This is a genomic window from Bacillus sp. FSL R5-0576 (assembly GCF_038004765.1).
GTDB lineage: Bacteria > Bacillota > Bacilli > Bacillales > Bacillaceae > Bacillus > Bacillus subtilis.
The window spans coordinates 1,827,322-1,842,171 of the sequence record NZ_JBBORU010000001.1; the positions used below are offsets into that span (position 1 = coordinate 1,827,322).

The window sequence follows — 14,850 nt, forward strand, 5'->3', positions numbered from 1 at the left end:
TAAGTTCTTGCTTTTACACTGGATAAACCGGATGCTTTCGATTGGTAAATGTCATTTCCTTTGTCATGTATGCCTTGAGCCGTTTGGCCAGCTCATCACGCAGCGAATTGGCTGGGATAACAGCATCAATGATCATTTCTGAAGCCAGACGGTAGATATTGATGTCCTCTTTGTATTCCTCCCGTTTGCTGCTGATAAATGCGGCTCTCTCTTCTTCTGGCAGCTCGGCGATTTTTTTAGCGTAGACAGCGTTTACAGCTGCCTCAGGGCCCATGACGGCGATTTGGGCGGTTGGGAGCGCTAGACAGCAATCCGGTTCAAATGCCGGCCCTGCCATTGCATACAACCCCGCCCCGTAAGCTTTTCGGACAATGACAGAGAGTTTTGGAACAGTTGCCTCTGACATCGCAGAAATCATTTTCGCTCCGTGTCTGATAATCCCAGCCTGTTCTACTTTTGTGCCAATCATAAAACCCGGGATATCGGCTAAGAACAGCAATGGGATATGAAAAGCGTCACATAAGGTAATAAACTTAGCCGCTTTGTCTGCTGAATCGTGGAATAAGACGCCTCCTTTTACCTTCGGCTGGTTTGCAACAATGCCGACAGGCTGTCCGTGGATTCGTGCGAGGCCCGTCAATAATTCCGGTGCAAATAAGGCTTTGATCTCAAAAAATGAGTCTTCATCTATGACCCGCTCAATCAGCTCATGCATATCAAATGGTGCGTTTTGATTTTGCGGAATGACGTCGGCAAGCGGAGTTTCGAAGTGTTTTGGCGGGCGTTTCTCATGAATAGGCGCTTTTTCTTGAAAATTTGTCGGAAAGTAGGACAAATAAGCCCGCGCCAGCTGTATGGCTTCTACTTCAGTTTCTGCAAGAATATCTCCGCAGCCGGAGATTGAGCAATGCATACGGGCGCCACCCATTTCTTCAAGAGACACTTTTTCGCCAATAACCATTTCCGCCATCCTTGGCGAGCCTAAATACATGGAGGCGTTACCGTCTACCATAACGACGATATCACAGAAGGCCGGAATATAAGCGCCACCTGCTGCAGATGGTCCGAAAAGCAGACAGATTTGCGGAATGCGTCCCGATAATTTGACTTGATTGTAAAAAATTCTTCCTGCACCGCGTCTCCCTGGAAAGACATTGATTTGGTCGGTAATTCGGGCGCCTGCCGAATCGACTAAATAAATGAGCGGACAGTTTAATTTTTCGGCGGTTTCTTGAATTCTGATGATTTTTTCAACTGTTTTAGCTCCCCATGACCCCGCTTTCACTGTTGAATCATTCGCCATGACGCAAACAGTTTGGCCGCCGATTTTGCCGATAGCGGTGACAACTCCGTCAGCGGGAAGCCCGTCTGACATACATTCCGCAAAAAAAGCGTCTTCTAGCTCAATGTCATCGTCAAAGAGAAGGGAAAGCCGCTCTCTGACAAAGAGCTTGCCTTTTTCCCGATTGCTTTGATGATACTTTTCCGCTCCGCCTTTTCGAATCCGTTCAGCCCGTTCTGTTCGTTCCTTTTCATAATCCATGAGCATTGCCTCCCTTTTATATTCCCTTGTATACGGCCCGTCTTTTTTCTTGAAAGGCCTGAAGCCCTTCTCTCCTGTCTTTTGTCGGGATGGTTTGTTCATACGCTTTTTGTTCAATCGCAAGGCCTGTAGCGAGATCTGTCTCCAATCCTCTATTGATTGCAAATTTAGCCTGACGGACAGCGATCGGCCCGTTGGCAGAAATGGCTGCGGCCAGTTCCTTTGCTTTTGGCATAAGGTCACAAGGAGCGGTGACATGCTCTACAAGGCCGATTTCTTTTGCTTCGTGTGCGGTCACGCGTCTGCCTGTATAAATGAATTCTTTTGCTTTTCCTCTGCCAATCAGCCGGGGCAGCCTTTGGGTCCCTCCAGCGCCCGGGATAATAGCTAACCCTGTTTCCGGAAGTCCCAGCACAGCTGATTCAGTTGCGATTCGAAGGTCGCATGCCAATGCCAATTCTAGTCCGCCGCCTAATGCGCTTCCATTTATCGCAGCTATGACCGGCTGCGGCAAGGCATCAAGTAAAGCCGCCGTTCTTTGAATGAGAGATACACTTTCCAGAACCTGATCTTCTTTCAGTTTTATCCGTTCCTTTAGGTCTGCCCCTGCACAAAACGCTTTTTCACCGGTGCCTGTGAGGATGACGCAACGGATGTTTGAGTTAAATTCAATTTCCTGGATAATCATTTGCAGGTTTCTAAGCATTTCCGCTGAAAGAGCATTTGCTGCCTGAGGCCTGTTTAAGGTGATCAACGCAATATGTTCATTTTTAACAGTAAAAAGAATAGAATCTCCCATTGTATGCGTCCTCCCTTTTATCAAGATGATTTAAACACCTGTAAATTTCTGCTCGGCAGCGGTTTGCCCATTTTTTCTTCAATCCATTTGGCCGCAGATAGCAGTTTTTCTAGCTTTACATTTGTTTTGATATCCATCTGTTCAAGCATGTACACGATATCCTCAGTTGCGGCGTTTCCTGATGAACCTGGCGCATATGGGCATCCCCCAAGCCCGCCTGCCGAGCCGTCGAACACCGTGATGCCCATTTGGAGTGCTGTGACCATGTTGGCCAGAGCGGTTCCTCTCGTATCATGAAAATGCAAGGCAATTTGATTAGCCGGGAATCGTGCCAAAAGAGCTTCAAGTACAGTTTCCACTTGGGCGGGATTAGCCGCTCCAATCGTATCTCCAAGCGAAAGTTCAGAAATCCCAAATTCAAATAGAGCTTCTGAAAGGCGAATGACTTGTTCAATGGGGACATCTTTTTCGTACGGACAGCCGAAAACAGTCGAGAGGTAGGCTCTTGTTGTGAGGTTTGCTTTTTGTGCGTCGTTGTTTACTTGTTTGAGTATATGAAGGGATTCAGAAGTGGATTTATTGATGTTTTTTCTGTTGTGCGTCTCGCTGGCGGACATAAAAACGCAAGCCTCGTTAATGCCTCCTTCAAGTGCATTCTCCAGTCCTCTTTGATTCGGGACAAGTGCCGCGTACGTTACCCCTTTTTCTCGGTCGATGCCTTTTGCTACATCGATAGCATCTCGAAGCGCCGGAATCCATTTCGGGTGAACGAAGGATGTGATTTCAATATAAGAAAGCCCTGTCCTGGAAAGCTGGTTGATCCAGGTTATTTTATCCTCTGTTGAGATCCATACGGGCTCGTTTTGTAAGCCGTCACGCGGGCCGACTTCTTTGATTGTCACTTTTTTAGGATATGTCATGGTCTTCCTCCAAATTATTGAGTGGAATCGCTCAGTTCGAGCAGTACGTCTCCTTCATTTACAAAGTCGCCTTCATTTTTTTTGACTTCTTTTACGATTCCGCTTCTATCTGCAACGATCGGGATTTCCATTTTCATCGATTCCAAAATGGCTACCTCCTGGCCCTTTTCGATTTGGTCGCCGGCTTTGACGTGGACTTTCCACAGGTTTCCTGCCATTTGTATGTTAACCGTCATGACAACTGCCTCCTTTATAGGTGTTGTTTCAAAAAGTCAGTCGTGACATCCCCTTCTTTAAATGCCTTTGTTGCCGCAGCCTGTATGAGAAGCGGAAGATTTGTTTTGATTCCCTCTACACGATAGTCGCGAAGCGCTGTCTCTAGTTTTTCAATTGCTTCTGTTCTGGTTTGGCCTTTGACAATCATCTTAGCGATCATCGGGTCATAAAAAGGGGTAACGGTGCTGTCTTTTGCTACCGCACATTCGTGTCTGACTCCTTTTTGGTCAGGAAGTGAAAACGCAGTGATCGTACCTGGTGACGGGAAGAAGGTCTTGGGATCTTCCGCGTATATTCGAACCTCTATCGCATGCCCGTTCCGTTGGATGTCTTTTTGGGAGAATGTGAGTGTATGGCCCGCAGCAATCCGCAGCTGCTGCTCAACTAAGTCCAGGCCTGTTATTTCTTCAGTCACGGGGTGTTCAACTTGCAGTCTCGTATTCATTTCGAGGAAATAAAAATTTTGCTTCTGGTCAACTATAAATTCGATGGTGCCTGCGTTCGTATAGCCGATTGCCTTCGCTGCTTTTACCGCTGTTTGCCCGATCTTCATTCTTAGTTCATCGTCTACAAATGGAGACGGTGCTTCTTCAATGACTTTTTGGTGGCGCCTCTGAACAGAGCAATCACGTTCAAACAGATGTACTGTATGGCCGTGTTGATCGGCCAAAAGCTGAACCTCGATGTGACGCGCATGTTCAATAACTTTTTCTATATACATCGACCCGTCACCGAAAAAATCTGCTGCGCGTTTTTTGTTTCCCTCGTACGCTTTTTTTAATGCTTCTTCATTTTCAACACGCTGCATTCCGATGCCGCCTCCGCCCGCTGAAGCTTTCAGCATGACAGGATAGCCGATTTGACTTGCGGTGCGGCAGGCTGCCTCTATATCTCCGAGGGATTCAGAAACGCCCGGCACCACAGGGACTCCTGCAGCCTCCATTGCTTTTCGCGCTTCAATTTTGCTGCCCATCTTTGCGATGATATCAGGGGAAGGCCCGATAAACACGATGTTTTCTTGCTTGCAGCGTTCAGCGAATCGGCTGTTTTCTGATAACAATCCATATCCAGGGTGGATCGCGTCGGCATTTGCTTTTTTCGCCGTTTTTATGATTCTCTCTATATTTAAATAACTTTCACTGACTCTCGATTCCCCGATCAAATAAGCCTCTGTAGCGGCTTTTGTATGGGGCGCGTCCTTGTCTGCTTCTGAATAAACCGCGACCGTTTTAATGCCGAGACGGCTGCATGTTCGGATAATTCTCATTGCAATTTCACCGCGGTTGGCGATCAGTACTTTTGTAAACATGATTTCACCTCATTGACTTGATGATAAGTTGAACATTTCAATCGTTTTTTCTCGCAGTTTATATTTTTGAATTTTGCCTGAGGCCGTCATCGGATAGTCATCCGTAAAAATAACATAACGCGGAATTTTGTGGCGGGCGATTTTCCCTTTGCAATAGGCTTTAAGCTCATCAGGTGAAACGCTTTTACCGTCTTTCAGTTTAATCCAGGCAGCAGCTTCCTCCCCGAATTTGGCGTCAGGCACACCAACGACCTGTACATCTAAAACAGCGGGATGCCGGTATAAAAATTCTTCAATTTCCCGCGGATAAATGTTCTCGCCGCCTCTGATGAGCATATCTTTTAATCTTCCGGTGATGCGGCAGTACCCGTCTTCATCCATGACAGCAAGATCTCCGGTAAACAGCCATTCGTCGTGATTGATTGCTTTTCTGGTCGCTTCTTTGTCTTTATAATAGCCTTTCATGACGTGATAGCCGCGGGTGCACAGTTCTCCCTGCATGCCTCTTTGAACTTCTTGACATGTCCCGGGTTCTACAATTTTCACTTCAGTATGTGGCAGGGCGCGGCCGGTTGTTTCGACTCTTCTTATGAAGGAATCATTTGCTCTCGTTTGCGTAATGACTGGCGAGGCTTCGGTTTGTCCATAGGCGATCGTAATGTCTTTCATGCCCATCCTTTCAATCACAGCTTTCATCACTTCACTTGGACAAGGAGAGCCGGCCATGATTCCTGTTCGGAGCGTCGATAGATCATATGCATCAAAATCCGGATGATGCAGCTCGGCGATAAACATGGTAGGCACACCATGGAGCGCCGTGCATTTCTCTTTTTCTACCGTTTTAAGGACGGTAACGGGATCAAATTCTTGCACGGGTATCATGGCTGCCCCGACGGATACACATGCTAAAACCCCAAGCACGCATCCAAAGCAGTGAAAAAACGGAACCGGGATGCACATGCGGTCTTGAGAGGTTAAAACCATACATTCAGCGATATTAGCAGCGTTATTGATGACATTGAAATGGGTCAGCATCACGCCTTTTGGAAACCCTGTCGTTCCTGATGTGTATTGCATATTAATCACATCGTCTTTATCCAGGCTGTTCATTCTCTCTTCAAGCTCAGCATCTGTCACTGTTTTCGCCAATATCTCTGTATCGTCCCAATGATACATGCCAGGCAACCGTTTATTGCCAATATAGATCAGCGTTTTTAAAAAGGGATAGCGTTCTGATTTCAGTTGGCCGGGCATTGCTTCTTGCAGTTCTGGTATTAAACTGTTCACGATGTCTGGATAAGAAGTGCCTCTGTATGAATCCATGATGATAAGTGCCGCGGCATCCGATTGCTTTAACAAGTAATCAAGCTCGTGTGCTTGATAATTGGTATTGACGGTTACGAGCACGGCTCCGATCTTTGCAGTTGCGAACTGGACGGCAAGCCATTCAGGGATATTAGAAGCCCATATGGCGACGTGATCTCCTTTTCCAATCCCCATCCGCATGAGACCTTTAGCGGTTTGACGGCAAAGATTGTCAAATTGGGCGTACGTATAGCGGATATTTAGGTCTGGATAAACAACCGCTTCTCGATCGGGATGCGCTTCAGCTGTTTGTTCCAGCAGCCTGCCGATTGTGGAATGGATGAGTTCAGCCATTGCTTGTTCCTCCTTTCTTAATGATGGGAAAGCGTTTACATTTTTATTTTAAAAGCTGTCTGGCGATCACGAGACGCTGAATTTCAGATGTGCCTTCACCGATTTCCATTAATTTTGCGTCCCGCAGCATCCGTTCCACCCCATACTCTTTCATATAGCCTGAACCTCCATGGATTTGAATGGCTTGATTGCAAGCTCTTGTCGCCATTTCAGATGCGAATAACTTGGCGTACGCCGCTTCTTTGGTGAACGGGCGGTTATGGTCTTTCAGCCAGGCGGCTTTTAACACCATTTGCCGTGCCAGATCAATTTCCATCGCCATGTCAGCAAGCTTAAATTGAATCGCTTGAAAGGAAGAAATCGGCTGTCCAAACTGCTTTCGTTCTTTCGCATATGCCAATGATGCGTCAAGGGCCGCTTGAGCAATGCCGACTGCAAGAGCAGCGATGGAGATTCGACCACCGTCCAGCGTATATAGAAACTGTTTAAACCCTTTTGTTGGATCGCCGAGTAAGTTGGCCGCAGGCACTCTTACATCCTCAAGCAAAATTTCCGCTGTATTCGAACCGCGGACGCCCATTTTATCGTACGGGCTCGTAATCGTAAGTCCTGGTGTGTCAGTTGGCACGATTAATGCGGAGATGATGTTTTTTCCATCTTTGTTTTTGCCTGTTACTGCAGTCACAATAACTGTGCGTGCGTAGCTTGCATTAGTGATCCAGCACTTTTCGCCGTTGATTACATATTCGTCACCATTTGAAATCGCTTTTGTTTGAGTGCCTCCTGCATCTGAGCCGGCATTTGGCTCCGTCAGGCCGAATGATCCGAGTGCTGTGCCTGAAGCCAGCGGCGTCAAATGCGTCCGTTTTTGCTCTTCTGTTCCGAAGTAGTATAGAGGGCTTGCGCCTAGCGAGACCGCTGCAGCATAGCTTAATCCAGTACTGCCGCAGGCTTTGCCGACTTCTTCAACCGCTAAAGCATATGAAATCGTATCACCGCCAGATCCGCCGTATTCTTCTGGAAATGGAATACCCATCAGACCGAGTTCACCCATTTTTTTAAATGTTTGCATCGGGAACTCGCCTGTTTGATCTACATGTTCAGCGTGAGGAGCAATTTCTTTTTTCGCAAAATCTTTTACCATTTCACGCACCATTTGTTGTTCTTTTGTCAGCTCAAAATTCACATCGTTTCCTCCTTCACATCTTTGTAACATCCTATTAGGCGAGTTCTATAATCATTCCCTGACAAGAAAAGTCTGAAAATTAAAACTGAATCATTTTTTATGTGATAATTTCAGCGGAATGAGCAAATACATGCAGTAGGCGCATACCATCCATATCGCAAACGCAATAACTTGGCCCTTTGATAAAGCCGGGAATATGAGGGGATGATTCCAAAGGGAAATCGTATCCATCAATAAACCGACCGCTGATCCCCATATACCTAGCTTGATCACCGCGAACTGTGATTGATCGAGTTTTTGATAGAGAAAGAACACAAAGCATAAAACAAGAGCGGTGCCCGCTCCCAAGAGAAGAAAGTTCGGCAAAAAGGCTTCTTCAGCCGGATCAGTCAAACAGCATCTCCGAACAGCACAAAAAATAATGTGGCACCTAACCAGACTAGAAATGAAAACGTAAGGACAAGTCTCAATTGATGAGTAAACATGTTCGATCTCCTTTCGTGTTACATCATGTTTTCAGTCAGCTTCACCAGCATCCATTCAAGCTCCTGGTAGACATCTTCCGTTGTAAAATCATCAGTGACGAGAGACTGGATGGCAAGCCCGTCAATTAAAGCATTCAGCATGATTCCCCATGTTGTTAAGGAAACGCCGTCAATTGGAGATGTGCCCCACAATCGAGTGAGCTCTTCTGTCAGATATTGATTTTCGGATTGTAACAGATGACTTAGCTGCTCTTTGATCCGTTCATTTTGAAATCCTGTAACGGTCAGCTTCTAAATTAGTTAGTTCAATAACTATAACTCTTGTAATTACAATAATATGGAATGGTCAAGAATGCCGTAGATTACTAAATCGACAACGCCCTTGCCAGACCAATATTGCCCGATGACGCCAATCATTTTATGTACTGTCTTTATGTTATGTTTTGGGATGATCCGGCAGTAATCGAATACTTTGCGATTATCATATATCGAAGAGAAACACGTCCTGTACGTGTTTCTCTTCGATTTTACTTAGTACTAGTTTCTCAGATTCCAATAATGGAAAATGTCCAAACACCGCCTACAGCGGCTTACTATCGTTTCCTGTCTCCAAAATCACTTTTAAAAAAAGACGACTTAGAAAGCCGTCCTTCTCATTTCTTATTTTGTTGTTCGTTTGGAAGCCTTGCTTTCGTTATGAAGCCGGTCTGCTGAAGTGACATAATACGTATATTTCTTGTTGGGATCTGCCGTGTTATCTAAGAAGGTTTGCTGCTCATGTGTTTTTCTTTGCGTTGCCAGCAATGTTCTCTGCTTTTTCCCTTCGGCTCTGTATATCGCATAATAGGCTGTTTCTTTCGTTTTTTGATTTGATGGGTGATCTTTAATCTGCAGAAGATTGCCGTTTTTGTCTTCGGTGACTTTCGTAAGCTTCGGTTTTTTTGGGGCGGTATTGTCAAGCCAAGGCATTTGCGGAACCAGTGCCGGCTTGCTGTAAAGATCGGTGCTGAGCCTGTCTTTGATGCCAAGCGGATTTTTGTTGAGGTCCTTGAGGCTGAAATGCATGCTTCCTTTCACCAGTTCAAGCTGGTAGTTCAAAGTGATTTGCCGCACATATTCCTCAGGATCGGACCAAGGCGGATCAAAATTGTTATTGATTTTATATGCTGCCTGGCCAATATATAAGTGAACAGGCCTATTTTTGACTTCATTGCTCCACCAATCAGCCAGCACGTCGTAAGCCGCTGCGTTAAAGCCGATACTCCAATAAATTTGCGGAGCAATATAATCGATGTCGCCTTCTTGGATCCAATGCCTTGTGTCTGCATATAGATCGTCATAATTTCTGACGCCTGCTTTTGTATTCGATCCGGTCGGGTCATCTGCGGCGTTTCTCCATACTCCAAAGGGACTGATGCCGAATTTGACATACGGTTTTGCAGCTTTAATTGTTTGGTTGATTTGTTTGACAAGCTGGTTCACATTGTCCCGCCGCCAGTCATCGATATTAGAAAAAGCGTCTTTTCCGTATTGTTCATACTGTGCTTGATCAGGAAATTCCTGTCCCGCTATTTTATAAGGGTAAAAATAATCATCCATATGAACAGCATCGATATCATAATGTTTTACGACTTCTTCAATGCCTTTGACGATAAAATCTCTCGCTTCTGGAATGCCTGGATGATAATACAGCTGGTTTCCGTAGGCGGCAACCCAATCTGGATGTTTTCTTGCCGGGTGATCCTCAGACAATTTATTAAGATCTGTATGATTCATTGTAATACGGTAAGGATTAAACCACGCGTGAAATTCCAAATTTCGTTTATGGGTTTCTTCAATTATAAATGCAAGAGGATCATAGCCCGGGTCCTTCCCTTGGACACCGGTTAAGTATTCTGACCAAGGCCCGTAAGCTGACGGATAAAAGGCATCAGCCGTCGGTTTAATCTGAACGATAACGGCATTCATTCCCATTTTTTGCACATCGTTCAGCAGTTTGATATACTCCTGTTTTTGCTCTTTCACAGATAACCCTTTTTTGGACGGCCAATCAATATTTAATACGGAAGCAATCCATACGGCTCTCAGCTCCCTGTCAGACTGCGCATTGGCCATAAACGGAACGGAAATGACAAACGTTCCGATGATCAAGCTGACAAGGAAACGGACAATCGACTTTTGGCAAACCTTCATTCTGTTTCTTCTCCCCCATTACATCACTTTCACTATTCGCTATTACGGTATTCCCGGGCTTTAAAAGGGTGATTAACAGAATGTCTATCTCACTAAATAAACGAAAAAAGTCCTAAAGCATGTTGTGAACCGCTTTTAGGACTTTTTATCATTCATCATGGTTTGCAGACTTTTTAACACATCAATAAGTTTTACGCCGACACCGACAGCCGTTTCAAGGATCGCTTGTGCTCCGGCAATGGCTAAAATAAAGATCAGCGGTATTGCAATACGAGGCAAAAAAAGATAGCCAAGTCCGATCAAGATGGCACACCAAACACCGGCACACCAGTAGCAATTGAGCATGTATCCAAAGTTAGAAGCCGGCACGCTTTTTTCATCTACATGCCCGTTTTGATCAACAATCCTTTTCTTTTTCATAAAAGGTTTTCGGATAAATTCTGTGATTTTGTCGAATACAATCAAATGTGTCAGCCTGTAACTGGCTAGAATCAGCATGATAAACGTAAGAAAAGATAAATGATCCATGACAAGCCTCCAAGAAAAAGGATGATGTTATCATTCCCTAGTGTCATCGATCCATTCTTTGATACAAAAAGAAGCGGACAGAGAATGCCTCTGTCCGCGAATCCGCTCTATTGTTTGTGCGGGATTGCTTTATTTGAAGTGATCTTTTCTAAAATGTCTAGGATGATGTCAGCATTCTTTTCAGCATATGTTCCTTCCAGCATGTCTTTATGAGCGCCAAAACCCGTGTACTCACTATAGTTTCCACAGGTGCCTTCCCATTTCGTTAAGCTTGTATGCCCGCTGGTTTCGGGGTGGATTCCAGCTTCGATGAAATGAATGCTTGCTTTGATGTGCCCTTCATTCAGCAATTGTGCCCAATATGCCTGATAGTTTCTTTTTTTCTTCATCACCTTTTCTCTGACTGCTTCAGGCAGATATGCTGCAGATTCGTCATTTCCGGTATCGATAGGCAAAGGCTGTTCTTTTAGATAAGCGTCCACGATAATGAAATCGCTGACTTCCAATCCTTTGCGCTCCATAGCCTGTGCCACTTCAAAAGCCAGGTTTCCGCCTGCAGAGTAGCCTAATAAAACGTATGGGCCCTCAGGCTGTATGTCCGTCATGCAATTAACATATTGTTCAATGCGGGTGTCTTGTTCAATAAAGTGAAACCCGTATACGGCTGCCTTCTCATTCAGCAATAAAGCAAGATCTTTAAAATAAATGCCAAATCCAGATATCGGCGGGAAGCAGAAAAGATTTTGCGCGCCGTGCTGGTTCAGTTTGATCACATGCTGTTCATCTGTCGCTCTCAGCTGTTTAGAATAAAGTTTTTCGGCAAGCTGAGCGATTGTCGGATGTTCGAACAAGAAATCAATCGGTATGTCAATGTTCTGCTGATGTTTTAGTGTATGTATGACTTGCAGTGCTTTTAGTGAATGTCCGCCAATAGCAAAGAAGTCATCATCAATACTGATTGTGTTAACACCGAGGACTTGCTTCCAAATGTTCGCCAATTCTTCTTCAACCAAGTTTCTTGGCAATATGATGTCCTGTCGTTTGGCAGACTTATTTTCTGGAATAGGCAGCGCGCTGCGGTCTATTTTTCCGTTTCCGGTAAGCGGCATCCGCTCCACACGCACCCAGTGCTGCGGGATCATATAGTCTGGAAGCACACGCGCCAAATCGGCGCGAAAATCCGTATCTGTTTTTTTGTGATCGCCGACGTAATGAGTGTACAGCTGCGCCTCTCCATCTTTTTCTCTCAATGTCACTGCTGCTTCTTGAACGCCTTCCATTTCTAACAGGCGCGCTTCTATTTCGGCAGGCTCAATTCGTTTTCCGCGGATTTTCATTTGCCTGTCAATTCTGCTGATGTATTCTAAGTTTCCATCAGGCAGCCAGCGCGCCAAATCACCGGTACGGTATATTCTTTCACCAGGCAAGAAAGGATGAGGAGAAAAAACAGCATTTGTCAGGTCATCTCTGTTCAAATAGCCTTTAGCGACACCATCACCGCCAACACAAAGCTCGCCGGGAACGCCTATTGGCAAAAGACGTCCTTTTGTATCTAAGATGTAAGCGGTGCTATTGCTGATTGGTTTTCCAATCGGAATCGGCCCCGCATAGTCTCTCTTCATTTCAAAAAAGGTTGAAAAAGTCGTGTTTTCCGTAGGCCCGTAAATATTATGAAGCGCGAGATCTGGACAGGCGTGCCTGACGGCATTCATCAGGGCAGGAGAGAGTGCTTCTCCTCCGACATATAACGTATGGAGTCCGCGAAACATGTCAGCTCGTACCTGTGCCAGCTGATTAAAAAGAGCCGTCGTTAAAAATAGCACTGTGATGTCATTTTCAAGCAAATACGCTCCAAACCGATCAGGTGACAGCATTGTCGATTTATCAATGATATGAAGGCTTGCGCCATTTAAAAGTGCCCCGAACATTTCAAAGGTGACGGCGTCAAAGCTGATAGATCCAGTAAGAATAAACCGGTCATCACCGGACGCAGACGTGTAATTGCTGTTGCTGACAAGGGACACGACATTGCGATTCGTGATCATGACCCCTTTCGGCCGGCCTGTTGATCCTGAGGTATACATGATATATGCAAGATCATCTGGACTGGAGCTGCTGTTGATAGGAAAATGATTCTCTTCCATCAATGCCTGCGCATCTGCAATCATACATGTTCCTGAGAACGCAGCATTTTGCTCCAATCCCTTTTGAACAATCAGCATTTTTGCTTGCGTTTCCTCAAGCATAAAGCTGACTCGTTCAGGCGGAAGCTCCGCATCAAGCGGGAGGTATGCTCCCCCTGCTTTTAATACGGCAAGCACACTGATCATGAATTCGGGAGAATGTGCAGCCAATATTCCGGCTGTCTCGTTTATCCGAAATCCCTTTTGAATTAACTCTCTGGCGAGCGCATTAGAGTGTTTATCAAGCTCTTTATACGAAATAGACATATTGCCATACACAAGTGCGGTATGGTCTGGCGTCTTTTCTGCTTGTTCGCGAAATAAATCCATAATTGTATGATTCTTTGGATACTCCGTTTTTGTATTGTTGAACTGTGTGACAATCTGCTCTTTTTCTGTTGCATCAAGAAAAGAAAAATCAGCAATTGGCATATGAGGGTGCTGTGCCGCTGTGCTAAGCGCTTGCGTAAATTGCCTCTTGATACAGCTGATCCAGGCAGCATCGTAAACAAACGCATTATAGCTGAACTTGATGACAAGCTCTTCACCGGGAGCAACGACAAGATTAAAATTATATCCTGATTGCTCGGATACTTGAACTTGATCGATTTGCAGCGGTGAATCGGTTTGATCAGCGGAATCGGCGATTTTCTGCTGTAACGGATAGTTTTCAAAGACGATAATGTGATCAATCAGTTCCTGTTTTAATGCGGTGTTTGCCTGAATATCAAATAAAGGTTGGCAGATAAACGGCTCAGCTTCCAGCATTTCTTTCTGGCAGCGTATGAGCAGCTCGTGAAACGTTTCGTCTTGATGTGTTTTAATTCGAATCGGTATGGTATTGATAAACAACCCTATCATTTGCTCCACGCCCGGGATTTCTGACGGTCTTCCTGATACAACTGCGCCAAACACAACGTCGTCTGTGCGGTTATATTGCTGCAGCATCACACCCCAGACCGTCTGAATAAGGGTAGCGAGCGTGACGCCATGTTGTTTGGCAGTCTCTTTGAGCTTGTCTGTCAGTGGTTTATTTAATGAAAATATCAAATCTTCACGGTGATAACCTTCTTTTGTTTCTTTATCAGACACACGAGGCAGAGGTGATGGAGTGCTGTAGTTTTTTAAATAGGTATCCCAGTAGGCCGCTGCTTTTTCTTTGTCTCGGTTTGTCAGCCAGGAAATATAGGTGCTGTACGGACGGACAGGGTCTAATGAAAGCGGCTTTCCTGCATGAATCGATTGATAAATTTGCATAAATTCCTGCATAACAATACCTAGGCACCATCCGTCCATTAAAATATGATGGTGACTCCAGATACAGACATGCTCATCTTTAGCTGTTTTGAATAGAGAAATCCGCATCAGCATGTCTTTTTGCAGATCAAAGCCTTTTTGCTTGTCCTTCTCCTTAAAGCGTTCAATATACTCATTCTGGTCGTTTGTTGGCAGATGAGAAATGTCTTCGCTGTACAAATGGAATTCACGTTCTGTCATCACGACTTGCCGAGGTCCCGACAAATGCGGGACGTGCGGCAAAAACACAGTTCTGAAAATATCATGGCGGTCGATAATGGCTTGAATGCTGCGCTGAAACCATTCATAGCTGAGGCTTCCTTTAATGGTGAAGAGCGACTGCTCAACGTAAGCCCCCTCCTCTTTACGGAGGAAGGAATGAAACAGCATCCCCTCCTGCATGTGACTCAGAGGATAAATGTTCTTGATTTTTTTAATGTTATCCATAGTGTCTGCACCTTTCTTCACGGATT

Annotated in this window: 12 protein-coding genes and 2 pseudogenes; all 14 read right to left on the reverse strand. The window is 45.2% G+C overall.

The features are described from left to right. Positions 1 to 13: 13 nt before the first annotated feature. On the reverse strand, positions 14 to 1,549 hold the full coding sequence (locus tag NX903_RS09195; protein ID WP_080263048.1) for an acyl-CoA carboxylase subunit beta: 1,536 nt from the start codon (positions 1,547 to 1,549) through the stop codon (positions 14 to 16). Positions 1,550 to 1,559: 10 nt separating this feature from the next. Continuing rightward, entirely contained in the window at positions 1,560 to 2,342 is a 783-nt protein-coding gene (locus NX903_RS09200) for an enoyl-CoA hydratase (protein WP_086343896.1), read from the reverse strand. A gap of 20 nt (positions 2,343 to 2,362) precedes the next feature. Continuing rightward, positions 2,363 to 3,262 carry a hydroxymethylglutaryl-CoA lyase gene (gene ldeG, locus NX903_RS09205; RefSeq protein ID WP_086343897.1) on the reverse strand — a complete coding sequence of 300 codons (900 nt, stop codon included), beginning with the start codon at positions 3,260 to 3,262 and terminating at the stop codon, positions 2,363 to 2,365. A 14-nt stretch (positions 3,263 to 3,276) separates the two neighbouring features. Continuing rightward, positions 3,277 to 3,498, reverse strand: a complete 222-nt coding sequence (locus NX903_RS09210; protein WP_021479784.1) for an acetyl-CoA carboxylase biotin carboxyl carrier protein subunit — start codon at positions 3,496 to 3,498, stop codon at positions 3,277 to 3,279. 14 nt (positions 3,499 to 3,512) lie between these two features. Next, positions 3,513 to 4,847: an acetyl-CoA carboxylase biotin carboxylase subunit gene (locus tag NX903_RS09215; protein ID WP_086343898.1), complete on the reverse strand. Its 1,335-nt coding sequence runs from the start codon at positions 4,845 to 4,847 to the stop codon at positions 3,513 to 3,515. 9 nt (positions 4,848 to 4,856) lie between these two features. Further along, positions 4,857 to 6,506 (reverse strand): AMP-binding protein, encoded by a 1,650-nt coding sequence (locus NX903_RS09220; RefSeq protein WP_086343899.1) that lies wholly within the window; start codon positions 6,504 to 6,506, stop codon positions 4,857 to 4,859. 43 nt (positions 6,507 to 6,549) lie between these two features. After that, positions 6,550 to 7,692: an acyl-CoA dehydrogenase gene (locus tag NX903_RS09225; protein ID WP_024572330.1), complete on the reverse strand. Its 1,143-nt coding sequence runs from the start codon at positions 7,690 to 7,692 to the stop codon at positions 6,550 to 6,552. Between the two features lie 90 nt (positions 7,693 to 7,782). Continuing rightward, the gene (locus tag NX903_RS09230; protein WP_086343900.1) at positions 7,783 to 8,085 is read right to left on the reverse strand and encodes a DUF5367 family protein; all 303 of its coding nucleotides are present in this window, start codon (positions 8,083 to 8,085) and stop codon (positions 7,783 to 7,785) included. Next, a pseudogene (locus NX903_RS09235) lies at positions 8,083 to 8,148 on the reverse strand (hypothetical protein); the annotation flags it as partial. The pseudogene NX903_RS09235 and the gene NX903_RS09230, both read right to left, overlap by 3 nt. 47 nt (positions 8,149 to 8,195) lie before the next feature. Beyond that, entirely contained in the window at positions 8,196 to 8,369 is a 174-nt protein-coding gene (locus NX903_RS09240; protein ID WP_250540171.1) for a hypothetical protein, read from the reverse strand. 304 nt (positions 8,370 to 8,673) lie between these two features. After that, a pseudogene (locus NX903_RS09245) lies at positions 8,674 to 8,754 on the reverse strand (GNAT family N-acetyltransferase); the annotation flags it as partial. An 83-nt stretch (positions 8,755 to 8,837) separates the two neighbouring features. Beyond that, positions 8,838 to 10,370, reverse strand: a complete 1,533-nt coding sequence (locus NX903_RS09250) for a glycoside hydrolase family 10 protein (RefSeq protein WP_086343901.1) — start codon at positions 10,368 to 10,370, stop codon at positions 8,838 to 8,840. 135 nt (positions 10,371 to 10,505) lie between these two features. Further along, positions 10,506 to 10,898, reverse strand: coding sequence for a DUF1360 domain-containing protein (locus NX903_RS09255; protein WP_014476970.1), 393 nt, complete (start codon positions 10,896 to 10,898; stop codon positions 10,506 to 10,508). Positions 10,899 to 11,005: 107 nt separating this feature from the next. Further along, complete coding sequence (gene ppsE, locus NX903_RS09260) at positions 11,006 to 14,845, reverse strand: plipastatin non-ribosomal peptide synthetase PpsE (protein ID WP_086343902.1); 3,840 nt, start codon at positions 14,843 to 14,845, stop codon at positions 11,006 to 11,008. Positions 14,846 to 14,850 lie beyond the last annotated feature (5 nt).